Here is a 22,071-nt window from a genome sequence, read left to right as displayed (position 1 = left end):
TCCGATCCCGAAACCAGCAAGAAGGGCACAGGACAAAGCCAGCACGGAAACCAGACGCGAACTCCGGTGACCGCGATGGGACCACCGAAAATGAAGGACCAATAGGAGTCAGCGCAAGGACGAGCCCCACCAAATGATCAACTAGCTCGCCACGGAAAGTAGAAGCCGAACGATGGCCAGCAACCCAACCACCACCAACCCCGGACCAAACACGCAGGTCTCCGACGGCCCGTGCGCCATTAGAACCGGCACTCTGTCGCGACGTGAGGCCTTCCTGCGGTCACTATCCGTACATAATATGATCCACGTCACACAATTTCTGTTAACGTGGCCGTCACATAGCCCCCCGGCGGCACGCGCCCGAGTTATCTACTACCGAGTAGATAGACGTCATCCGTGACGAAGCATCTAGCGCGGAGCAGAGAAGGTGTGGTACTGCTGTCGCCCGCGAACAAATTTCCTAACCACCGACATCGCCAGCGGTAGGAAGCCGCCGGCAGGCGACCCAGCAGAAACGGGGTCAAGCGGGGGGGCGGTACCAGCAACGAAAGTGAGAGCGCGACAGCTACTCTCTTGGAGACCCAACAATGAGTCCCTCGATCCGCCACCCGCCGTCATTTCGGGCCGCTGCCGTCGCGCGCGTCCTCCGTATACGCGCCAGTCATACCTCCGAATCAGCCGCCGTCCGGGCCGTCGCGGCAATGCCAGTGACTGGTGCTTGATCGCGTCTGTCAGGCGGCCTTGGCTTGTTCCGGCATGTGGTCGCTGTCGGTGATGTGATCACCGTTGGTGATCAGTGAGAGCGTGGCGGGCGTCTGGTTGCGGATCGGCCCGCAGATCCGGACCGTGTAGGTGACCTTGCGGGTGGTGATGCCGGGGCGGGCGGTCGGGAAGTCGGAGGCGCTCTTGGCGGCGCGGTCGCGGGTGCGGCCGCGGCCGAGGGTGTGGCGGCGGCGACCGAGGGTGTGGAGGGCCTGCCGCTGCCGGGTCTGGATGATCTCGTCGGGGAGGCCCGCGGTCGCGCAGCCGAGGTGGCGGAGGGCCGCGTGCCGGGCCGCCTTGTAGGACAGCGCGCGCACGAGGACGGGCTGGCCGGCGTGGGCGCCACGGGCCGCGGGGGTGGCCTGGGCGGCGACGGTGCGCTGTAGGGCCCGGATGAGGCTGGTGGCGAGGATCCAGGCGGGGATCTCCTGGGCGGCCTCGAACGGGTCGGTCGCGCGCAGCATCGGGCCGCTGCCCGGCCCGGAGCGGTGGAGGGCCGCTTTCTGCTCGCGCAGCGGGGTCTCCGTGGCGCCCCAGCGGGCGTGGTAGGCGTCGGCGGCCTGCGCGGCGGACAGCGCGGCGGGGTCGGTGACGTTGGTGGCCACCGCGAACGTCTCACCGGTGTGGACCCCGCCCGCGAACACGTCGTACTCCACGACCCGCCAGCCGGCCAGGACCTTCTCGGCACCGAGGTCAGCGAGGAACGACCCGTCGGGCAGCCAGTCCCCGACCCGGCGCACGGTGATCCCGCCGGGCAGCCGCACGAGCAGCTTCATCCCGTCCGCGGCGAGGCGCTCCAGCCGGTCGGCGCCGGGAAAGTTGCGATCACCGATATGCAGCAGGTCAGGCCGGCGCAGCCCGGGCGCCTCGGCGACCTGCTCGAGCAGGGCCTGCTCGCCGACGTCCTTCGCCCCGCTCGACGGGCCGTAGGCGTAGGCGAGCGGCGCCTTCGTCCCGGCATCGTTGTCGAGCAGGAGCCGCACATGCGGGTACGGCGCCGGGTCGGTGCCCGCCCCGAACAACGCCCGGTTGTCCGCGGTGTCGGGCAGCCGGACCAGTGTCCCGTCGAACCCGGCGAGGCGGAAGCTCCCCGCCGTCAGCGCCTGCGCGCCGTCGGTGCCGGACAACTCGCCACGCACCGCGGCGAGCAGCCGGGCACACAGCTCGTCGAGCACCGCGCCGGGCAGGGCGCGCCGCGCCCTCGAGAACCCCGACCCCGCCGGGACCGCACCACACGCGGTGAACGGCACCTCCGCCAGCTCACCGAACAGGGCCGCCAGCACGTCATCCCACGACGTGTCCGCCATGACCATCCCCAGAATCAGCGCCCGCGCGAGCACCGGCCGGGTCAACACCCGCGCCGTATCCCCCTCCTGCCCACCGGCCACCTCGTCGGCGGCCAGGGCCGGGCCGGCCGCCGGGGCGTCGTTCCCCGCGGCGAGCTCACCGACCAGCCTGTTGATCGCGTCAGGACCGAGCAGCCGGTCGATCTCGGCCTCCAGCAGCCCGAGACGCACGAAGTCCGCCGCCCGGCCGACCACCCGGATCTGGCCGTCGTCATACGTCCTCGCGACACCGCGCAGCACAGGCCGGTAGATGACGATGTCATCGCCCTGCCCGACCGGCCGCGCCCCGTCCGCCAGCGTCAGCAACGACCGCCGCTCCGCCACCGGCGCCTGCCCACCCCCGCGCCGCCCCGCCGTCCGCGCCCGCCCCACCGCCACGTCCCCGGCACGCAACGCGACCAGCCCCGCACCGGCAAGCCCGCCAGCCACCCCAGGCAGCACGACCGACGCCACGACAGAGTAGAAAGACACAGCGGACTCCGGGCCAGGGAAAATGGATTCGACACCCGATCTCTACCCGGAGATCCACCCACATCGCCGCAACCCGGACGTTCCCCGTTCAGCCGGGCGTGTCACACCACCCGGCCACCCGCGGCCACCCCACCCCTCGACCGTCACCCACCGTGACCGCCGGTCAAGACCCAGCCAGACCACTCCGCAAACGCGATCAAGCTCCGCTCACTGGCATTGCCTCGCCAACCACGGGGTGGGGAACTTGGACTTCGCCCTCAGCATCACCGAACTTCCCGTCTGAGCAAACGGTTGACGGATCACCGAAAGACGCGCCAATGAAGCTTGGTTTCACACTTCCCATAGTCGGGCCCGCCGTCAGCAGCGCCGCTGGCCTGAGCGCGTTCTGCCGCGGTATCTACGACCTTGGCTACGACACGCTGCGGGTCGGCGATCGGCCCTGGGAACTGCGCACGAGCGGGGAGTGAGGACGATTCGCTGGATCCTGGCCGCTCAGTCGTTCGGCATCCCTGCCAGTGATTTCCTGCGTGTAGACACTGTGCTGCTCTAGCGCGGTGCGGGTCTTCCTTGCTGGGGATCGGAGTTCCATGGCTAGAGGGGACGGGTGAGCAATACGACTTCTCTTCTGGCCGGACGAGGACAAGGCCGGCGGCACTACTCACCGCACTTCACGCTGAACGCAGACCAGGAGAGCACCAGCTGTGGAAGGGCCCGTCGCCGCATCACGGCGACCGGCAGTATGCGGCACCGAGGCCATGCGAGGTAGGCCTACCTCCTGGTGATGTCGAGCCTGCTGTCCATATCGAGGTGAAATCTCCCGTACGGGCCGACGTGGGACCAGAACAGCGGGGACGGCCCGCGCCGGTCCGCGCCGATAGGGGCGCCCCTTGCCAGGATGTGGGTCCGGCATCGCGGCGACGTGGACCATGCCGTCGAGGACGGCGACCTGGCGACACTGCACCAGGGCCTCGGGCTCCATCCAACTCGCGTCAGACGCGAACACGGCAACCGACGCCAACGCCGTCGTGGCCTTGGCCTTGGCGGAATCCTGACCAGCTTCCTGGCCTGCGGGTAGCTGAGACACGAAGAACGCTCTACTTCCTCTGGGGCGGAGGGTGACCGACAGCGTCACGGCGCGGGATCAGCCCCGTGAAGACTGGAAAGGACCTGTTGCCGTCGGTCAGAGCGTCATACGTTCACCTTCCCGGAACGCACCATGCCCGGCAAACGCTTTCTGCCGCCACGTTCCGGCGGTGCGATGCCGCAAATCGGGTCGGCGGGTGCCCGCTGTTACTCGTCTCGACTTCGACTATAAAGATCAAAATCGTGGCGCATTCATGATCTTTAGGCGCGAGAGAGCTCGCTGGGTGGGCGGCGTTGCTGAGCGATGGTCCCGCACGGCCGCCTCGACAGTTTCGGTCGAGCAACGGGACGTCGGCGAGGGGAGTCTGTGGACAACCGAACGCGATCCCAGCCATTCGTACATATCGCGATGCTATGAACGAACGAATGCGGTGGATCGGCGGACCGTCTGTGCCGACCCGGCTGTGATGAACCGGCCGCGCCGGCGACTGGCGGGCCTGCGCCGCGGTACTGCGTCCGACCGGACCACACCGCGCAAGGCCGCCGTCGCGCAGTCCGACCCGGCGGAGGCCGGCGAACGGCCGACGAGCCTCACATCAGGCTGGTTGCCAGGCGCCGTCGCGCCAGAGGTGGTGGGTGGCTTCGCCGCGGATGATGGGGTCGGCGAGTGCGCAGCAGGTGGTGACAAGGTCGTCGAAGAGTTCTGGGGTGGTGGCTTCGAGTCGCTGGCGGCGTCGCCAGGCTCGCCATTTCGGCTGGGCGTAGGCGCCGAAGCCAGCGAGCAGCGGGGCCAGCGGGGTGAGGGTGAGGCGGCGGTGGTCGGCGACGATCTGGAGGGCCTGGGCGAGGTCGGTCCCGATGATCGTGGTGTGGGTGGTGATGGTGGCGATGTCGACGAAGTCGCGCCAGCGGGTGTTGACGGTGCCGCGTTCGAGGGCGGTGGCGATCTTCTCGGCGAGGATCATGTGTGCCGGGTAGCCGAGGACGGTCATGTGGCCGCCGAGCAGGAGTGGTAAGGCGATGGTGACCGGGTTGGGCCAGATCGGGTCGCCGAAGTTGACGTCCAGGTGGAACGGGATGTCCGCGGACGCGAGGTGGGCGGTGATCGAGACGCGGACGCCGGCGTACTGGTCCTCGTCGCGGATGTCGCGTCCGGTGATCGTGGCGAGGTCGTATGCGAGGCCGTCGTCGCGGGGCTGCGCGGCGATTTCGCGGGCGACTGTCACGATCTCATCGACCTCGTTGGACAGCCGGTTGGCTTGTAGGTCGATGTCGCGGGTCGGTCGGCGGGCGGCGTAGGCGGCGAGCAGGACTCCGCCTTTGAGGACGAGGTCCTGGGCGTAGCGGGACGCGGCGAGCCGGGCGAGGAAGCCTTCGAGTGCGTAGAGGGCGAGGTACTCGGCGGTGTCGCGGCCGCCGCGGCGGGCGGCGTTCTGCAGGTCCAGGTAGGCGCGGCCGTCGGCGGTGGCCCGGGTGGGGCGGGTCGGGGTCATACGAGGATCTCCAGGGTCCGGCGCAGCCGGTGGATGGTGGCGGGGAAGTGCGCGGCGACAGTCAGCAGGGCTGACGGGTGGTTGCCGGGCTGACGCAGCCAGCGTTTGAGTGCCTCGATCGCGACGTCCTCGCCTTCGAGATGGCTCAGGCGGAAGACATCCACGATCGTCCGCTCGGGCGAGTAGACCGCCGCGTCGACCCCGCCAACCGCAAGCGCTACCCGGCCGATGTCGAAGGTCTCCGGGGTGAAGCGGTGCCAGGTCACGTGCGCGAAGCCTGCGGGTGGCCGCACGTTGCGGGGCAGTGCGATGTCATGGGAGGCGGGTATGTCGTCGCTGAGCCCGTGGCGCGCGAGCGCGCTGGCCAGGCAGAGCGTGGCGCGCGGTTGGCGGGCCGCCGCACCCGCGAGCGGGGCCAGTGCTGGGTCGACGGCTCCGAGTTTGACGTAGATACCTCGGCCGAGCTGGTCGACCTCACCCGTCGCACGCAGGCGACCGAGCGTCCTCGTGGAGACGCCCGCCGCGAGGGCCTGGTCGAGGCGGAACACGGCTGGCAGGGCGTCGAGGCTCACCGCTGCTCCTAACTGTTGCCAGCACCATCATAGCTATGAACAGTTAGTGCCCGATCGGCTCGCCGCCGGAGCTGACCCTGGAGCGTCCCTTAAGCATCTTGCTTAGACTCCTCTGATTGCTCTAATCTCTCTCTCTAGGGAGGGAGGTCTTCGTGTCGTATTCGGTCGAGGTGGATGATCAAACCTACCGCTCGCTTGCCCTGGCGGCGCGCATAGGTGGCTGTACGACAGGCGAGGTGGTGGCTCGCCTGGTAGCTGAGACGAGCATGCCGACCTTGCCTGCGTCGACGGAAGCGGAGGGAAAGCAGCATTCAAAGACGGCGGACGTGGTGGCGGTCTACGCCGACTACGAGGGGCACCGCACCCAGGGTAGGTACGATCTGAAGACCTCTCGGATCGACATCACGTCTGGGCCGATGAGGGGACAGAGCTTCAAGTCGCCTACCGGCGCGGCTCGTGCCGTGGTGGCCCACTACAAGCCGAGCGTCAGCCCGCACCGCAACGGCTGGTCATTTTGGGTTCTCGACGATGGGTCAGGAAGGTTCCTGCAGAGCATCCGAGGAACCTCATGACGCCCGGCCGCGATGCCGGTCCGGTGCGTGCGACGGGCACCTGATGGTGACGGATCCCGTCCGGCGTTCCCGCGCTCGCTCGGCTGCGGAATGCCTCCTGGGCCGCACCCTGCCGGCGAAGGGTCGGATGCACACATGTGTTCAGACAGCACAGCGCCCTCGGATCGTGGGAGTGAGGGGAGCGCCGCCACCGACCCACTGGTTACCCGTCGTGAGATCTCTCAGCGTGCGGGGATCAGCCGCGAGACGGCTCGACGAGGCGGCCCGCTGCGGTGAGGAGTTCAGCGACCCCACTCGGGGTGGGTAAGAGCTGGACCGGATTGATCTTCACGGCGATGCGTTGGCGCTGATTGACCTGAAGCCGACCGCGTTGACCGACAGGCCCTCCTTGATCGCCGCGGTGGCGGCGCAGGTCGCGCGCAGCATCGGCAGGCCCCGGTCCTCAAGCGCGAACGGCCCGCTCGCGGCGCGGCGGGCCACGTGGCTGCCGAGCAGGAGCCCGACATGCTCCGCCGTACTCGAGGCGACAAACCACCAGTGGGCAAAATCGCCTGCCGCCAGCTGCCGCCACCGGACATCCCAGGCGTCAATCGTGCCCACCAGAGCGGCGCCTGGCATCGCGCGGGACAGCCAAGCTAGCTGCGTCGTCTTCCCGACGTTGTCGACGCCATTGAGCGAGACAGACAGCTCTCCGCCGGCCGGCCCGGTCACCGCGAACTCCGGTAGGTCTTCAGCGACCGCCACCGCGGTAGCCGGCGCCGGCCGGTCGCGACGTCTAGGACCAGGTCGTCATAGGCGACAGCAAGCTCGGTCAGCTGCGAGCGCGCAGCCGAGAATGCCCCCCACCGCCAACTATCGGTCAGCCGTGGCCGTCGGCGCCCCCGTTGCTCGCCCGGAACCGTCGCGGCGGTCGCGTGGAATTCGGGCCTGGCAGATTGGCCGCGACCGTAATAGAGCCGTCCAGTACCTCGCTACCTAGCGTAGCCGATCAACACGCAGTGCGATCTTCGCGAGGCCCTGCGGTGCCCCCGGCTATCACTGGGGCCGGTCGGCCAGGAGAAGCTGGCGCCATTCGGCGAAACGTCGGCGCAGTTCGGCGACGGCGTCTGGCTTGAAGTCGTACTCGGCGAAGGCGGTGTCGGTGATCTGTGTGAGCGCGCCGAGCGCGTCGGCGAACAGCTGGCGGTCGAACCCTGGGTCGGTCTGCGCGGCGAGGTGGAGCAGGTGCTCGCGGGTGTACCGGCCGCTCGTGATCGCGGCGTCGACGTCGAGGAAGTCACGTGGCATTGCCCGGCCGAACAGGGCGCACATCTTGTTCGCGACGGCGTCGTCGGCGTGTAGAACCGGGCCGATGTCGAGCTGGATCGGGTCGTGCGCGCGCCAGTCCGCGGAGATCTCGACCTTCTCCGCCCGGTCGTCGACCGGGTCGGTCACCATCAAACGGACGAATGTCTCGCCACGCATGGCAACCGACGTCCCGTACCCGGCTTCTTCCAACGCGGTGATGACGGCCGTGACCAGGTCGGGGAACCTGTCACGCTGCCGCCAGCTGGTGAACAGGTCGACGTCACCGCTCGGGCGGCTGCCGATGCCGTGTGCCGCGACGGCATAGCCACCCGCGAGAGCGAGCCCGAACGGGCCGCCGGCGGCGAGGGCGACCCGGGTTATGCGCTCGTGGCCTTCGTCCATGTGGCTACGCGGTCGCGGTGATCCGGGTGATCTCGGCGAGGACGGGGAACTTCAGCTCCCAGGCCCGGCGGAGCTGAGCCGGTAGCCACAGGACTGCCCACAGGCGACGCAGGACAGCGGCGTTCAGGAAGGCGTAAAGGTCCTGGGGGCTGGCTGCTTCGACGAGCACCGCGCGGTAGAGATCGACAATCCGCCCGGGTGCGTCCAGGTCGTATTCCGCATGGCCTGACCAGTCCAGGTGCGCGGGCAACCGGACAACGCCGGACACCGGGCCACGGAGCAACTCGAGGCTGCCCGCGACGGCGTAGGGACGCCGGTAGCGGGGCGACGAGACGTCACCGGAGTCAGCCATGGTCACAAGCCTATAGCCACCAGGGGCGAAGCATCGGACGTGTCGTACGGGTACCGCTGAGCGCCTGCCAGGGCGGTTCTCGCCGCAGCGGCCACCAACGCCCAGGGCAGTCTGTGTCCTGTCAGCGGCCCGACGACGGCCCATCCCACGCTGGGATACCAAGGGCGGGATGGCGGGACGGGCTTCACCAGCGCCGACGGTGATCCTGGAGCTGTGCCAAGCGAGGGTCGCATTCCTACGAGAATCAGCCGTTGTTCAAGATCGAGATCGCGTGTCATGGCCGGAGGCGATGACATATTCGGCGCGCTCACCGGCGCGGGACCTGACCCGGTCGCCCACGGGCCCGGAACCAGCGGTCGGCGGGGCGGGGCGGAACGCCAGCTTGGTGTCCATGTCCCCGTATGACTCCAGGAACCGGGTCGCGGTCGGCAACTGCCGCAGGACGGCCGTCACGTCGGCGACGTCCTAGCCCGCTGGCCGGGAAGTCGGCGAGGTTGTTGGTGACGATCACGTCGGCGCGGCCTGCCCAGGCTGCGGCGACCACATGCCGGTCGTCGGGGTCGGGCAGGTCGACGGTGGGTACGAGCGGCTCCCAATCCGTGACAAGCGCGTCCGGGAAGGTGGTCGTCATCTGCCGGAAGAGGCGGGTGAGGTAGGCGCCGATTTCTTCCGGCGAGGTTCCACGCTTGCCCAGCAGTGTGCGCAGTGTCCGATCGAGTTCGGTGAGGATCTCCGTGGACCACAGCGGCCGGTAGGCGCCGGTGCTCGCGATCTCGAGCAGTACGTCACGTGTCCTGCTGGGCACGAGGACGCAGGTGTCGAGTAGCGCGCTGAACACCTGAGGTCAGCCTTCGGTCTTCTTGCGGGCGGCCCTGAGAGCCGTGCGTGCCTCGTCCGGGTCGACGTCATAGAGGCCGAGACGTTCGGTGTCGGTAACCAGGTCCGCGAAGGCGAGCTCCGCGGCGTTGCGTTGGCGGCGGCGGTACTCGAGGAGGTCATCGAGGCGGACCCTGCGGTGGCGGCTGGGCTTCTCGAACGGGATGACACCGTTCTCCAGCAGCCGGACCAGGGTGGTGCGCGAAATGCGCAGCAGGTCGGCGGCTTCCTGGGTGGACAGCAGCAGATGGTGTGGCGCCACCGTGACGGCGAGGCCGGCCTGCATCGCCGCGGCGACCTGCACGAGCACGTCGAACATCGGCTCGGGAAGCTCGACGCTGAGCCCATCTGGGCTGGTCAGCCGGGGACGTGGCTCGGCTGACTGCCGGCCGCGGTCCCGCAGGGCGGCGAGAAAGTCGATGATCTCGCCGGGGTCCTCGTCCGGCAGGTAGGTCTCGTCATGGAGCGGTTCGCTTCTGGCTGGTGAGGTCATCAGCTACCTCCAAAGACGATCGAAGCGATCGACATGCTCGTTTCGATCGATTCTACCTCGCTGATTCGTGGACTCAGTGCCCATGGGTGGGCGTCGCCGCGCTGGCAGGGGTGCGGGGGAAGCTCGGACCGACCTGCGGCGATGTCCTCGGCGGTGACCTTCGCGGTGACGTCGGCGATGCCGGTCAGGCCCCCTCCTGACCGCAGCCGCGACGGTCTGAAGGTCCTGAGCCCGGCAGCAAGTCTGGAGTGGCGATGCCCGGGCGCGGGGTTGTTGATTCGGTCGGCTGTTGCCGTCGCATAGGTGCGAACGGCGAGCGGTCTGTGTCGGAGCGTGTCAAGATGGCTGCTCGTGTCCCCTGGACCCGGGAGGCCCGTGCGCGGGCTGCGCGCTGGACGTCGGGTGGCTGTGCAGGCCGCGCTGGTCACGCTTCTCACCGCTACCGCGATCATCCTCGCGGAGCGCGGGACGGACGTTCCGAAGGACAAGGCCGCCGTCCTGTGGCAGCTGGGTTTCGGCATCTTCTCGACGGTGCTGACGGCGCACACGATCGTGTTCGCGGTGAGTGCCGACGCGGAGTCGGTGTGGCCGTCGTTCCTCGATGTCGTCGTCGCGATCGCGTTGCCGGAATGGCTGGTCGTCGGGTTCGCGTCGATCCTGGTTTCCTCGGCGGGTGACATCGGGGGGAATCCCGGGGTCATCAACGCTGGGCTGGCGCTGGTCGTGATCCAGTCGGTGCTCGGGATCTACACGTTGCTCAAGTCGTTACAGGCGCTCGGCGGTGAGGGGCGGCGGCGTTTCCTCGCGACGTTGGCGACCAGGGACCTGCGGCGCGCGGCCCGGCGTGGCAGTCCGGTCCGGCTGAAGAACCGGCACCTGATTCAGGATTTCCTGTCCGGGGTCGAGACGGCGATCGACCGGGGTGACGTCGCGAGCCTTTCGCAGCGGGCTACTGAGATCGGCATGTACTGCCGTGCGGACAAGGACCCGCGGGTGGTGCGCTGGCGGCTGGTGCTGCTGACGTACCTGGTCGAGCGGATCGGCCGGGCGGTGCTGTATGACAACCTGACCGGCGACGCGGCGCGGGTCGCGTTGCCGCAGTTGATCGATGGGACGTTGCAGTCGAGCTACCGGCTCGCCGAGCTCACCCTGCCGGCCGCTGCGGCCGACCCTGAAGTTCGGGTCACCGAGTTGGAGGCCGCGGTCAGTCTTGGCCAGGTGTGTCGGGTGATCGGCTGGCTGCAGCAGGCAGCGCATGAGCTTCTCCAGCAGGATGCACACAACGTCGGTGCTCGGCAGATCGTCGCATCGGTCCAGTCCGGCCGTAAGCGGATCGTGCAGTTCGTCGACCCGGACCCGCCCGGGTTCTTCCGGGACCATGGCGATCCGTGGCCGGCGGGGCTCAGCGACCCCCGGGCGTTGCTGGTGTGGCTGTCGGCGCTGTGCGAGTTCGGCGGCTCCTGGGTCGGCAGTGGGCTGTACATCCTCGCCGAGGTGCTGACCGGGGAGAAGTTCTACGGCAACTACTGGCACGGTGACTGTGTGCTGAGCGAGATCGAGCGGCGCATCGGCCAGTTCGGCGAACGCCCGCACCGCCGCCCCGGTCCGATGGCCGAGGAGACGCTGCGGGCCTGCGGCGGGCTGAATGCGGTGTCGCTCGAACTCGCGGCGACGGTGATCGCCGGGCTGCGGAACTGGCGGTTCACCCCGCCGCCCGGCTACGAACAGGACCCGGCGTTCTCCACCGACCGCCGCTACCTGAACTCCCAGCTGTCGATGTTCTCCACCCACGACTGCCTGCCCGACGCCGAGGCCGCGTTCGACTGGCTCGCGCGCACGCTGTCCGACCTGCCTTCCGAGCCGTCGCTGTGGCGGCTGGTGCACGCGGACTCTGCTCGCTGGGGTCTGACCGAGAGCCTCGAAATGTACAGCCCGGCCGATCGGCCGGCCGCGGCCGTTCTGACGGCGCTCGTACGGCTGCTCACCCACCGGCCGGCCGAGGCCCGCCGGCTCGCTGACCTGTTGCCGCTGCCGATGCTCAGCGGCGCTCTGCAACTCGCCCGGTTCAGCCTGACGAGCGAGCCGGCCGCCGAACCGGTGATGCTGACCTGGTCGCAGGCTGGACACGCGCGGCTCGGTTCGCGAGAGGCCCAGGTCGGCGAACTCCTGGGCATCCTGGAAGCGGTGATGCAGTGACAACCGCGCCGGGGTCCATGACCCTCGCGCGCTGGGAGGAGGCACTGGCCCGCGTGACCTCCGCGCCGAACGTCCTTGTCATCCAGGTCGACCCGGTCTGGTTCATCGACCCAGCCTGGGCCGGCGTGCGCGACCGGCTCGACCTGCTGCTGTTCCGCCGCACGCTCGGCGCCGCCGGCCCGTTTGCCCTGCGCCGGATGATGCTCTATGACCCGCCGAGCGACACCGGCGGCGACGCCATCCGATACCAGCACGCTGCCGCCGAGCATGGTGAGTGGATTGGTCGCGTCCGCCGCCAGCTCGCGGCCTGCGGCGCGGCCGGGAGCGCCGGCAAGGCCATGCCCGCCGGCCAGGACTACGAGGTCCGCCAGCTCATCCTCGACCGCGTCGGCGCCGCGCCACCCCCACCGATCCCCGACGGCATCTGGTTCGGCGACGCCCCCGCCCCAGCCACGGCGGCCTGGGCAACACCTGGGCTGATCCCGCTCGACCCCCACGAGGACCAGATCATCGGCCCGCACCGCGACCGCAACCCGCTCTGGCAGGGAGCCTTCCTTGACTGACACCCTCCCTGACAACACCGCCACCCAAGCGCCGACACCCAAGATCGACCCGGCCTTGGGGCTCAATCTTGTGCCCACCCGCGAACTACAGGCACGCCGCCAGCCCGTCACCATCTGCATCCCGGCACATAACGAAGCCGAGACCATCACCGAGGTCGTCACCGAGAGCCGACGCGCTCTCGACCTGCTCAGCGCTGAGGGCGAGGTCATCGTCGTGGCCAGCGCCTGCGCTGACGACACCGCCGCCCTCGCCGGTCAGGCCGGCGCGCGCGTCGTCGAGTGCGGCATCGGGAAGGGCGTCGCGCTCAAAGCCGGCCTGGCTGCGGCGAAGGACGGCATCATCGCCATGGTCGACGGGGACTTCCGCTACCACGGCCCCGAACCCATCGCCGCCACCCTGCTACGACCCATCCTCGCCGGCACCGCCGACGCCACCATCGCCGACCTCTACTGGCGACCCCTCTACCCGCAGCTCAATTACTACGGCTTCTTCGCCCCGCTTGCAGGCCGGCTCTACCCTGAGATGCTCGCCAAGGTCGGAACCACCCCCTGGTCTGGTCAACGAGCCGCGAGCAGCGAGCTCTGGCGGATCGACCTGCCCGACGACTTCACCGTCGAGACGGTGATCAACCTGGCCTGGAACGACGCCTCCGCCCGAGTCCGCCCCGTCCTCGCCGACGACTGGACCAACCCACAGCGGCCAAAACCCGACCTGCTTGGTGCTGAGCTGGAGTTCCTGCTTACCCACGCCGTGGGCACGGGCCGCCTCCGCGCCGAGCAGGAAGACTCAGTGCATAGCTGGTTCGGACAGGTTCACGACCGTATGGCTGCCTACCATCCAGGCGACGACGACCCGACGCAGTTCGAGACCACGCTCTTGCGGTTCAGCATCCAAACGCTGAATTCCCTGCTTCAGGGCTGAAGGCGCCAGCTGCGGCCCACGTGGCGATCAGTCGTGTGCTCCCAGGCGGCCGTCGATGCGGCCGGTGCCCAAGGCATCAGCCGTCGCGGTTACTCAACGTTGCCTTGAGCGGATCCCACCTGCCTGCATCCTCACTCAGTGAGACGTCCGCCCGGAGCCAACCTTGTAACCAGACGAGTGGACGGGAGCGCGGTCTCGGAACGCGGCGGAACGACTGTCCGCCCCATACCGAGACCAGGGATCGACGCGGACGTCGGTGGACGGGCGCGGCCGACTTTGAGGCAGAAGTCAACCGCGCCCGCCGGCAGCCACAGTATATGCGGTCCACATAAGCCGCCAGCTTGGCCCCGGTGAAAGCTATTCGCCGTACCTCGACCTCGCCTGCATCTGCCGGACCCAGATCCGAGTTCTTAGTGACGAAAAGCGGGCGCGTCCTGCAAGCGAAATGTTAGACGATTCAGTTCGTCATCGACCACTTTAATAACGAAGGCGTATTTTCCAGGCCGTGGAAGCTTAATTCCGGGGAGATTGAAAGCGAAAGGTACAAGTTGCTCATCCCCTGGCCGCAATTCAACCGGGCGACCGACGGCGAATGTTCCTTCGATCTTCCTGACCGCTTCGTCCGGCCGTTCAGCGTTACCAAGTGGTAGTTCGAGTGGCTCGCCGTCTTCGTGCACCAGTTCCAGCGAGAATGGGTGACTTTGATTGGTCGCCGTGTAGGGAACGCGGAATGTGCCGGCGACGGCGAGCACTACGGCAGCGGGCCAGGTTCCCGCCTGGTTCCCGATCGACCAGATGCCGCCCCCATTGACGAAGAGCCGGTTCTCGGCCACCACCGCGTGCTCGGCGATCACGGCGTCCACGCGGATCATGCCGTCAGTCATCGGACTCCCTTCGTATGACAGACCTGGTACCATGTCATACACCCTACTCCCGAGGCCAAGGATTGTCATGCGTGAAGGCAACCCCGATGATGCTGAGCACTGGGAGTGGGACGAGGCCAACGAGCGCGAGCTAGCCGGCCATGGTGTGACACCGACAGAGGTGGAGGAGGTCTGGGAGGACGGGAGTCCGATCATGAAGAACAAGAAGAGCCGTTCGGCTGCCTGGAAGATGGTCGGACGTACCCAGGGTGGACGGACCCTGTCGATCTACTTCAACTACGATCCGACCAGGTTGTCTATACGCACAGTGACCGGATGGGACTCTCCTGCTGGAGATCGGTCAAGGTATCTGGGGGAAAAATGAAGATTAGTGATGACGCCGACCCCAACCAGCCTGACATCGACGAAATGGGAGAATGGGAGCAGGCGAAGCGTCCGGCCGGGGGCCGCCGCCGCCGCTTGGACTCTATGATCTCGGTCCGCTTGGCACCCTCAGAAGTTGCCGAGGTCCGCGCCGCGGCGGCAAGGCACGGCCTGACCGTATCCGAGTTCATACGTCGCGCATCTCTCGCAGCGGCGAGCGAAAGCGTCGCTCCGGTCCAAACCTATAATCGGGTGACCTACGGCCTGTCATCCGGGCTTACTACAAACAGCAGAGTTTTGTCCGGTCTCGTCGTTCCAGAGCTACTGCCGCTGGCATGAGAGGTGTGCCGCAGGGTCTCCAGGCTAGTTCGATCATGTCCGCTAGTTTGGCCACTACCTACACAGGCCGCACGGCACACTGCCCGCCGCTTATTAGACCGCCGGTATACGCTCAACCCGTCGTCGCGACCGACAGTGCACGATCACCACACAGATTTTCGTTGGCAAGCCGACCCGTACCGCAGGCACGCTAGCGCCCAATGCCACTGACGCTAGTTCGATCTTGGATCGCAGGGCGCAGATCTTGATGTCTCGGTGTGTCGGTTCGGGGTGTTCGGCCCGCCTATGGCCATGATCGGGGCCTGTGGAGTCGTATGTCCCCGCCCCACCGCCGGGCCCCATCGCCAACCTGATCTCACTGGGAGTTCTCGCGAACTACGTCTCGCGTGACGTGGTCGACGAGGCCGTCGAGGAGGCCGGCAAGGCCGCGCAGCGCTCGGACGTGAAGCTCACCCCGTCGTTCGTCGTCTACTTCGTGATGGCGCTCGCGCTGTTCGCGCACGACGACTACGAGGAGGTCACGCAGCAGATGGCGGGATGCCTCGCCGACTGGGGCGCGGGCTTCGACCCGACCTCGGGCGGGCTGACCAAAGCCCGCCAGCGACTCGGCGCCCGCCCGCTGCAACTGCTGTTCTCGAAGGTCGCGCGGCCGGTCGCCGAGGAGGAGACCGCCGGGGCGTTCTTCGGCCAGTGGCGGGCGGTGAGCATCGACGGGTTGATCTTCGACGCGGAGGTGTCGAAGGCGAACGTCGAGGAGTTCGGCCTGCCGGGCAGTGCCGAGGGCCGGGCGGGGGTGACCCAGGTCCGGGCCGTCACGATCTGTGAGTGCGCGTCGCACGCGCCGCTGCGGGCCGCGCTCGGCCCGGCCGGCTCCGGCAAGGGCACCGGCGAGCGCACCCTGGCCCGGCCGCTGCTCTCCCAGCTCGACCCCGACTGGATCCTGCTCGCGGACCGGGGGTTCTACAGCTTCGCCGACTGGTGCACGGCCGACGACACCGGGGCGGCGCTGCTGTGGCGGGTCGGCGCGGACCTGCGCCTTCCCGTGCTGCGCGAGTTCACCGACGGCTCCTACGAGTCCGTCGTGATCGACCCGAAGGCCCGCGGTAAGGCCCGCGAGGCGCTGCTGGCCGCGGCGCGGGCGGGCGAGCCGCTGGACCGGGCAAGGGCCCGCTACGTGCGGGTCGTCGAGTACGACGTCCCCGACCGGGAGGGCTCCGGCTCGCACGAGCTGTTCGCCCTGATCACCAACATCCTCGACCCCGCGGACGCCGACGCCCGCGCGCTCGCCGGCCTGTACGTGTGGCGCTGGGAACACGAGATCGGCAACAAGCAGATCAAGACCTACCTGCGCGGGCCGGGGAAGATCTTGCGCTCGCGGTCCCCAGACCTCGTCTACCAGGAGATCTGGGGCTACCTGCTGACCCACTTCACGATCGCGGCGCTGATCTGCCAGGGGGCCACCGCGGCCGGGATCGACCCGGACAGAGTCCGCTACACGCGCACCATGCGCCTCGTTCGTCGACGGGCCGGTGACCCGTCTTCTTCCCCCTGACCACGAGGCGCGGGCCCTCGCCCGCGTCCACGCGGACATCACCCGGCCCGAGAAGCTCAACGAGCGCCGCGAGCGCGGCTACCCCCGGGTCGTGCGCCGCGCCCGCCACAACCACTACAAGGTCAAAAGCCCTGGGCAGCACGGGATCCGCTACGACGCGCCGGCCACGATCAGGCTCGCCAGAACGAGCGGACCCGCGCCGCAGCAGCGGGAACGGACCCGGACACGCCGCCGACCCGCCACCGCCGTGCGGCGGGTGCGCGCCGACCCGCGTGGCGCCGCGCTCCGCGGGCCCCGCCGCCGCACGGGGGCCTCCCAGCCGCCCACTGGCCGGATCTTCAACCGCCGTGCTCGGCAGCGCCACAAATCATGATCGAACTAGCGGAAGTGGCATTGCATGGCTACCGACCGTAGCCCTCCTTACAGGTCCCGTCGCCGTCGCCGGGCCTGATCGAGGCGGAAGACGGCGAGCAAGGCGTCCAGGCTCGCAGCCTGTTCCTCACTGTTGCCAGCACCACCGTAGCTATGGACAGTTAGTGCCACCCGTGTGTGCTGACCAGTCTGACCGTCGGCCGGCTTCTCCTCATCGGCGGGCCCATCGTGCCGCTCCAAGGTCCGCGTGAGGCGACCTTTCGCAGTCGTCGGTGGTCGCGACGGCGTAGGTGCTGCGTCAGGCTGGCTGAGAGGGTGAGGGCAGGCAGGGGGCGCCGAGGTCGGGCCGGTCGAAACTGCCTTCGGTGGCGGCGAGGGACGCTGCGAGGAGGGGTTCGGGGAGGTCTGTCTGTTCGGCGTGCCAGCGGATCCAGTCGGGCAGGAGGGCGCTGGTCTCCTTGGTGACGGGGTCGTCGATCCAGTCGCTGATCAGGGCGCGGATATGGCGGACCCGGTGGGGTGAGACCGCGTGGAAGGTGCCCGGCAGCTGGACTTCGATCCACTCGTCAGTGAGGGCGTTGACAGCCTCCGGATCGGGCTGGTTGCCGTGGCGGTCGGTGTACCAGGTGGTGAACGCGCTGGCGAGCGGGTCTGGGTCGAGGTCGCGGAAGAGGTTGGTCTCGCGCGGGAGTGGGGTGCCGCGTCGGCGTAGCGAGTCGGCGAGGTCGTCGAGGCGGCGACTGACGCGGAACCAGTTGTCCAGCGCCGAGTCCGACTCGCTGCCCTGGAAGACCTCGCCCCCGTGGTCGGCGTACGCCAGGAAGGCCAGCGCGTCGCCGCTGCGCGCCGCGACGGGTTCGGCGTTGCTCGCGGATTCGCCGACGAAGGCCCGCCACGCGGCGGCGGCCTGGGCGACGTCGTCATAGATTCCGGCGTTGACGACGGTGGCCAGATCGCAGGCGTCGACGTCGAACAGGAACACCGACGGGTCGATCCCGTCCGGGTAGGTGAAGCCGGCGATCACGCCGAACCGGCTGCCGTAGGCATCGCGCAGGTGGAAGACCTCGCCGGTGGCGGACTGGCGGCGCATCGCCGTCAGCCAGCGGGGCTGGCCCGGCCCGTCGGCGCGGGCGACCTCGGCGGCGAGGCGTCGGGCCGCGGTGGTCGCGTCGGCGGCGAGCGGGGCCACGCCGATCGCGGCCAGGCCGTGCAGCAGCCGCCACGGCCCTACCCAGCCGGCGCCTGCGCCGTCGAGCCCGTCACGGACCCGGGCGGCGGTCGCGTCGGTGAGCTGGGCGAACCAGCGTTCGACCCACAGCCCCCGGCGAATGTCGCGCACGGCGTGGCGGATCTGCCGGCCGACCAGCTCGACCGTGGCCGCGTCGAGTGCGCGGGGTCCGTCGGCGGCCAGGAGCGACTCGGTGCCGTCGAGGACCGCCGCGACCGCCGGGCCGAACCAGGCCGGCTCCTCCCGAGGACCCGCGAACAGGCCCACCCGCGACGCCTTCGCCGCTGAGGCCGGCTGCCTCCTGCCCGCTGGCGACGAACCACTATCGGGACGGGCGGACGATCTGTTCTTGGCCTTCTTCGGCTTACGCCCACGCGACACCGGCGACATGTGCCTGATCGTAGGGACTGCGCCATCCGGGCCGACCAAGGACCATGGCGTGGTCCCAGACACTCCAGGCCGAGGCGCTGCTGGTGGGCCTGGCCGCGCGCATGCGGCTGCGGTGGCAGAGTGGCCGTTGCGCCGCGCCAGCCATGGTCTTGATCGGGCTGCGGCGCATCAAGGCCTCGCATACGGTCCGCGGGCGAGCGGTGGCTATTCCTCGCCGAGGATCCGTAGGCCGTGGTGGTCCTTGAAGTAGACGTAGTCCTTGAGGTTCAAGGTGGCGAGCGGCAGGTTGTGGGTGAGGCAGCAGGCCGCGATCCACATGTCGTTGACCGGGCGGGGTTGTCCTGCCCTGGTCGCGGCCGCGGAGAGCCGGCCCCAGGTGGCGGCGACGGCCTCGTCGCCGGGCAGGACTGGGATACCCGACAGCCAGTCGGCGAGTTCCTGGCGTCGGTGGTTGCCCCAGGCTCTCAGATCGGTCCATTTGGTGAGCTCGCCGAAGGTGACGAAGGTGATCAGTGGTCGGCGGCCGATCAGGCGGGTCTCGACGGGCCCAGTGAGCCTGCGTTTGTGGCTCAGGGAGGCGACGTCGGTGTCAAGGACGACGGGCTGCATGACGGCGGCTTAGGCGACGTCGCGTCGGCGCTCGGCGTAGGTGAAGGCGAGGAACTCGTCAAGCTCCTCGTCGGAGTCGAAGGTGTCAGCGGCCAGGTCGTCGAGGGACCGGATGGGCTGGGTGCCCTTGGCGGCCAAGAGCTCCTCGGCGGTGACCTGGGGGCGCACCGGCGGGTAGAGCGGACGGTCGGCTTCCGGAGTGCTCATGACGATGGCCTCCTGGCTGGTGTCTCCGTCTCGCTACGGACTGGCTCATGATACGGCGGCGCGCTGGTCCCCGCCGTGACCGTCGGTTGTCGGTGAACCACTACTTCCTGTCCACGGACGGACGCCGGGAGGTCGGCGACCCCGCTGCGAGAGCACCGCAGCGGGTATCCGCGGCGACCGTGTCATGTCGGGTGTGAATGTCACCGGGCCCGACCGGACGCAGTGGGCATCCGCGGGGGGACCGCGTTCGTGGCGATGTCATTCGGTGATGGCTTTCGCGGTGACGTCGGCAATGCCGGTCGGATCCACGCGACCTGGGTGGCGAGGGCCGGTCGTTCACGAGGGCCTCCGCAATGACTGGCCTTGTCCCGGTGACGGTGGCGGTGATGTTGGCGGTGACTTCCGTGGTGATGTCGGTGAGGCCTGTCGTGCCATGGGGCCGGGGTCTTGGAGGCGAGGGCCGTCACGAGGGCGTTCACGAGGGCCGCCACGAGGATTGGGTTTGTCGCGGTGAGGGTGGCGGTGATGTTCGCGAGGGCTTTCGCGGTGACGTGCGTCGTCAGGCTCGGGTGCTGTTGGGGCGTGTCCCGGCTGGTTCGGGGCCGTCGTCCTGCGGCGCCTGGAGCAGTCGATGCCGTGTCCCCTTGGGTCTTTTCCTCCTGACGGCGCTCGGCGCCGTCGCGGTCCGCGCGGTGTGGCTTTCGGTGGTCGCCGGTGATCGCGACGGTGAAGGTGCTGCGGGTCCGGGCGCGTCGGGCGCAGGACGTCGATCAGGCGGCGGGGGCGGTGGTGGCCTATGTGCAGGGTGGCCAGCCGGAGGATGCACTGGCTGGCTACTACGGCCGGGGTCAGGCGTGTGGCCGGGCCCGGGGTCGGCTGGCGGGGCTGGTCGGGCTGCGTGGGGAGGTCTCGGGTGCCGGGTTGGAGCGGCTCCTGCGTGGCCGGCACGCGGTGACCGGTCTGCCGTTGCTGGGTGGGCCGGGTCCGGCGAGCCGGATGTCCCGGGCCGCCATTACCAGGCAGCAGGCCGGCGCCGCGGACGCGGAGTGGTTGACGTTGGCGGAGGCCGCGCAGATCGCCCAGGTGAGCGCGGACTATCTGCGCCGGCTCGTCAAACGCACGGCCATGGCAGGCGCCGTCGTGTCAGCCGCCCGGACTGGTGATCTCGACGAGTCCGGCGGCGATGCCGCGGTGTCGGGCGGCTCGACTGGCGCCGAGGCCGCGGCGGCGGCCGGGAAGCCGGGCGAGCAGTTGGCCGGTGTGCGGGGATCGGATGGCCGGTGGCGGGTGCGCCGGGCCGACCTGGAGCGGTGGAACGCGGGCCGGGTGCCCCCGGCGACGGTGTTGGGCTACGACGTGGTGTGCGCGGCGCCGAAGTCGGTGAGCCTGCTGTGGGCATTCGGCAACGAGGCGCTGCGCGCGGACGTCGGCGCCGCGTTCGACGCGGCGGTGGAGGCGACGATCGCGTATCTGGAACGGCACGCGGCGTTCGGCCTGGTCGCCGGCCGCAACCGGCACTCGCTCGGTCTGGCGGTCGCGTCCTATCTGCATGACGTGTCCCGCAACACCGAGGCGCACCTGCATGTTCACAACATCATTATCAACGCCGTCGCTGTCCCGGCCGACGGCGAGCCGGCCGGCGAAGGGGTGGGGGCGACGGGCTGGGACTGGCGGGCGATCGACGGGGAGATGCTGCTCGCGCACATCCGGACCGCCGGCTTTGTCGGTGCGGCGGTGCTGCGCCGTGAGCTGTCAGCGCGGCGGGGTCTGGGGTGGGAGCCGGTGCGTAACGGGGTGGCGGAGCTGGCCGGGTTCCCGGCCGAGTTGCTGGCGGCGTTCTCGACGCGGCATTCCGAGGTGGAGGCGGAGTTCGCGCAGCTGGTCGCCCAGGGGCTGGAGCCGTCGGGGGCGACGAAGGCCGCGGCGCAGCGCGGCTCGCGTAAGGCCAAGAAGGTCCTCGCCGACGCCGCTGTCCACGCCGCCCAACTGGAGACGCTGAGGGCTGCCGGGTTCACCGTCGAGGCGGTCCGTCAGCTCGCGGCACCCACGCCTGCCCGGCCGGCGCCGCTTGGCGAGCCGGAGGTCGACGACCTGTTCGATCTGCTGGCCGGCGCGGTGGGGCTGACGGAGAAGACTTCGACGTTCCTGCGCCGGGACGTGGTGCGCGCGGTCGCCGAATGGGTGGGCGAGCGGGCCGACGCGGACACGATCGAAGCGCTGACCGACCGTTTCCTCGCGGACCCTCGGGTCGTCCTCGTGCAGGCGACAGCACCCGGGCAGCGGCGTCGCCAGCAGCCCGAACTCGTCTTCACCACCGAGGATCTGCTGGCCGCCGAGGATTCCCTCGCCGCGCTGATCCGCGACGGCCAGGTCATCGCCGGCGCGCCACCCCGCCTGCTGGTCGACCCCTCCTACCTGAAAGCGCGTCTCGCCGCGGCTCGCCAGTCGCGCCCGGCTGGTCGTGGACCCGAGCCGAGCCGCGTGGGCGCGGCGGGCGCGGACCGTGGCGGCGGGGTGGTGGTGCTGTCCGGGGAGCAGGTGGAGCTGGTGCGCCGGCTGCTGTCCGGGGGCGATCTGGTCCGCCCGGCAATCGGGCCGGCGGGCACGGGCAAGACCGAGGCGATGCGTGTCCTGACCGGTCTCCTGCACGCTGCTGGGCGGCGGGTGTTCGCGACCGCGCACGGCGGCCGCCAAGCCGAGGAGCTCGCCGACCGGATCGGTATCCCGGCCCGGGTCG

22 protein-coding genes are annotated in these 22,071 nt (G+C 69.3%); 10 read left to right on the top strand and 12 right to left on the bottom strand.

From position 1 onward, the window contains the following. Positions 1 to 731 precede the first annotated feature (731 nt). Positions 732 to 2,579: a hypothetical protein gene (locus FRADC12_RS05945; RefSeq protein ID WP_157488647.1), complete on the bottom strand. Its 1,848-nt coding sequence runs from the start codon at positions 2,577 to 2,579 to the stop codon at positions 732 to 734. Between the two features lie 317 nt (positions 2,580 to 2,896). On the opposite strand from FRADC12_RS05945, the gene FRADC12_RS30945 reads away from it, so the two are divergent. After that, positions 2,897 to 3,046 carry a hypothetical protein gene (locus FRADC12_RS30945; protein ID WP_157488722.1) on the top strand — a complete coding sequence of 50 codons (150 nt, stop codon included), beginning with the start codon at positions 2,897 to 2,899 and terminating at the stop codon, positions 3,044 to 3,046. Between the two features lie 1,212 nt (positions 3,047 to 4,258). On the opposite strand, the gene FRADC12_RS05940 is transcribed toward FRADC12_RS30945, so the two are convergent. Continuing rightward, positions 4,259 to 5,155: a nucleotidyl transferase AbiEii/AbiGii toxin family protein gene (locus tag FRADC12_RS05940; RefSeq protein ID WP_045875878.1), complete on the bottom strand. Its 897-nt coding sequence runs from the start codon at positions 5,153 to 5,155 to the stop codon at positions 4,259 to 4,261. Further along, the gene (locus tag FRADC12_RS05935) at positions 5,152 to 5,727 is read right to left on the bottom strand and encodes a type IV toxin-antitoxin system AbiEi family antitoxin domain-containing protein (RefSeq protein WP_045875877.1); all 576 of its coding nucleotides are present in this window, start codon (positions 5,725 to 5,727) and stop codon (positions 5,152 to 5,154) included. Before FRADC12_RS05935 ends, FRADC12_RS05940 begins: the two co-directional genes overlap by 4 nt. 152 nt (positions 5,728 to 5,879) lie before the next feature. Between FRADC12_RS05935 and FRADC12_RS05930 the strand changes: the two genes are divergently transcribed. Beyond that, complete coding sequence (locus tag FRADC12_RS05930) at positions 5,880 to 6,299, top strand: hypothetical protein (protein WP_045875876.1); 420 nt, start codon at positions 5,880 to 5,882, stop codon at positions 6,297 to 6,299. Between the two features lie 327 nt (positions 6,300 to 6,626). Here the strand turns inward: FRADC12_RS05930 and FRADC12_RS05925 are convergent, their stop codons facing one another. The 5 genes from FRADC12_RS05925 to FRADC12_RS05905 all read right to left on the bottom strand — a co-directional run bounded on the left by FRADC12_RS05925 (position 6,627) and on the right by FRADC12_RS05905 (position 9,709). Beyond that, entirely contained in the window at positions 6,627 to 7,010 is a 384-nt protein-coding gene (locus FRADC12_RS05925; RefSeq protein WP_198152795.1) for a hypothetical protein, read from the bottom strand. A gap of 324 nt (positions 7,011 to 7,334) precedes the next feature. Continuing rightward, positions 7,335 to 7,988: a nucleotidyl transferase AbiEii/AbiGii toxin family protein gene (locus FRADC12_RS05920; protein ID WP_045875875.1), complete on the bottom strand. Its 654-nt coding sequence runs from the start codon at positions 7,986 to 7,988 to the stop codon at positions 7,335 to 7,337. A gap of 4 nt (positions 7,989 to 7,992) precedes the next feature. Continuing rightward, entirely contained in the window at positions 7,993 to 8,340 is a 348-nt protein-coding gene (locus tag FRADC12_RS05915) for a hypothetical protein (RefSeq protein WP_045879152.1), read from the bottom strand. Positions 8,341 to 8,647: 307 nt separating this feature from the next. Next, positions 8,648 to 9,178: a PIN domain-containing protein gene (locus FRADC12_RS05910; protein WP_052710722.1), complete on the bottom strand. Its 531-nt coding sequence runs from the start codon at positions 9,176 to 9,178 to the stop codon at positions 8,648 to 8,650. A 6-nt stretch (positions 9,179 to 9,184) separates the two neighbouring features. Beyond that, positions 9,185 to 9,709 carry a helix-turn-helix domain-containing protein gene (locus FRADC12_RS05905; RefSeq protein WP_045875874.1) on the bottom strand — a complete coding sequence of 175 codons (525 nt, stop codon included), beginning with the start codon at positions 9,707 to 9,709 and terminating at the stop codon, positions 9,185 to 9,187. Between the two features lie 402 nt (positions 9,710 to 10,111). Here FRADC12_RS05905 and FRADC12_RS05900 point away from each other — a divergent pair, with 402 nt between their 5' ends. From FRADC12_RS05900 to FRADC12_RS05890, 3 genes are read left to right on the top strand one after another with little or no spacing between them, the layout of a single operon-like run. After that, positions 10,112 to 11,905, top strand: coding sequence for a hypothetical protein (locus FRADC12_RS05900; RefSeq protein WP_045875873.1), 1,794 nt, complete (start codon positions 10,112 to 10,114; stop codon positions 11,903 to 11,905). Beyond that, the gene (locus FRADC12_RS05895; protein WP_232303632.1) at positions 11,902 to 12,468 is read left to right on the top strand and encodes a hypothetical protein; all 567 of its coding nucleotides are present in this window, start codon (positions 11,902 to 11,904) and stop codon (positions 12,466 to 12,468) included. Before FRADC12_RS05900 ends, FRADC12_RS05895 begins: the two co-directional genes overlap by 4 nt. Then, on the top strand, positions 12,461 to 13,390 hold the full coding sequence (locus tag FRADC12_RS05890) for a glycosyltransferase family 2 protein (RefSeq protein WP_045875871.1): 930 nt from the start codon (positions 12,461 to 12,463) through the stop codon (positions 13,388 to 13,390). Before FRADC12_RS05895 ends, FRADC12_RS05890 begins: the two co-directional genes overlap by 8 nt. A 410-nt stretch (positions 13,391 to 13,800) precedes the next feature. Here FRADC12_RS05890 and FRADC12_RS30940 read toward each other — a convergent pair whose 3' ends face one another. Continuing rightward, positions 13,801 to 14,274, bottom strand: coding sequence for a DUF6941 family protein (locus FRADC12_RS30940; RefSeq protein ID WP_157488721.1), 474 nt, complete (start codon positions 14,272 to 14,274; stop codon positions 13,801 to 13,803). A 67-nt stretch (positions 14,275 to 14,341) separates the two neighbouring features. On the opposite strand from FRADC12_RS30940, the gene FRADC12_RS30935 reads away from it, so the two are divergent. The 4 genes from FRADC12_RS30935 (at position 14,342) to FRADC12_RS32030 (ending at position 16,901) form a co-directional block, all read left to right on the top strand. Continuing rightward, positions 14,342 to 14,638, top strand: a complete 297-nt coding sequence (locus FRADC12_RS30935; RefSeq protein ID WP_157488720.1) for a hypothetical protein — start codon at positions 14,342 to 14,344, stop codon at positions 14,636 to 14,638. Beyond that, on the top strand, positions 14,590 to 14,976 hold the full coding sequence (locus tag FRADC12_RS34800) for a plasmid mobilization protein (RefSeq protein ID WP_502685230.1): 387 nt from the start codon (positions 14,590 to 14,592) through the stop codon (positions 14,974 to 14,976). Before FRADC12_RS30935 ends, FRADC12_RS34800 begins: the two co-directional genes overlap by 49 nt. A 304-nt stretch (positions 14,977 to 15,280) precedes the next feature. Then, entirely contained in the window at positions 15,281 to 16,528 is a 1,248-nt protein-coding gene (locus tag FRADC12_RS05885; protein WP_084010477.1) for an IS4 family transposase, read from the top strand. Continuing rightward, on the top strand, positions 16,506 to 16,901 hold the full coding sequence (locus tag FRADC12_RS32030) for a hypothetical protein (RefSeq protein ID WP_052710721.1): 396 nt from the start codon (positions 16,506 to 16,508) through the stop codon (positions 16,899 to 16,901). The genes FRADC12_RS05885 and FRADC12_RS32030 overlap by 23 nt, the downstream gene beginning before the upstream one ends. A gap of 297 nt (positions 16,902 to 17,198) precedes the next feature. Here FRADC12_RS32030 and FRADC12_RS05875 read toward each other — a convergent pair whose 3' ends face one another. From FRADC12_RS05875 to FRADC12_RS05865, 3 genes are all read right to left on the bottom strand, one after another. Next, positions 17,199 to 18,395: a hypothetical protein gene (locus FRADC12_RS05875; RefSeq protein ID WP_045875870.1), complete on the bottom strand. Its 1,197-nt coding sequence runs from the start codon at positions 18,393 to 18,395 to the stop codon at positions 17,199 to 17,201. A gap of 327 nt (positions 18,396 to 18,722) precedes the next feature. Then, positions 18,723 to 19,127, bottom strand: coding sequence for a type II toxin-antitoxin system VapC family toxin (locus FRADC12_RS05870; protein ID WP_045875869.1), 405 nt, complete (start codon positions 19,125 to 19,127; stop codon positions 18,723 to 18,725). A 9-nt stretch (positions 19,128 to 19,136) separates the two neighbouring features. After that, on the bottom strand, positions 19,137 to 19,334 hold the full coding sequence (locus tag FRADC12_RS05865) for a hypothetical protein (protein WP_045875868.1): 198 nt from the start codon (positions 19,332 to 19,334) through the stop codon (positions 19,137 to 19,139). Positions 19,335 to 20,048: 714 nt separating this feature from the next. Between FRADC12_RS05865 and mobF the strand changes: the two genes are divergently transcribed. Beyond that, positions 20,049 to 22,071: MobF family relaxase (mobF, locus tag FRADC12_RS05860; protein ID WP_045875867.1), on the top strand; the 2,023-nt coding region annotated here is incomplete at its 3' end.

The organism is Pseudofrankia sp. DC12, from assembly GCF_000966285.1.
Classification (GTDB): domain Bacteria; phylum Actinomycetota; class Actinomycetes; order Frankiales; family Frankiaceae; genus Pseudofrankia.
The sequence above is the reverse complement of the archived record's forward strand: the minus strand, read 5'-3'. Positions and strand labels throughout refer to the sequence as shown.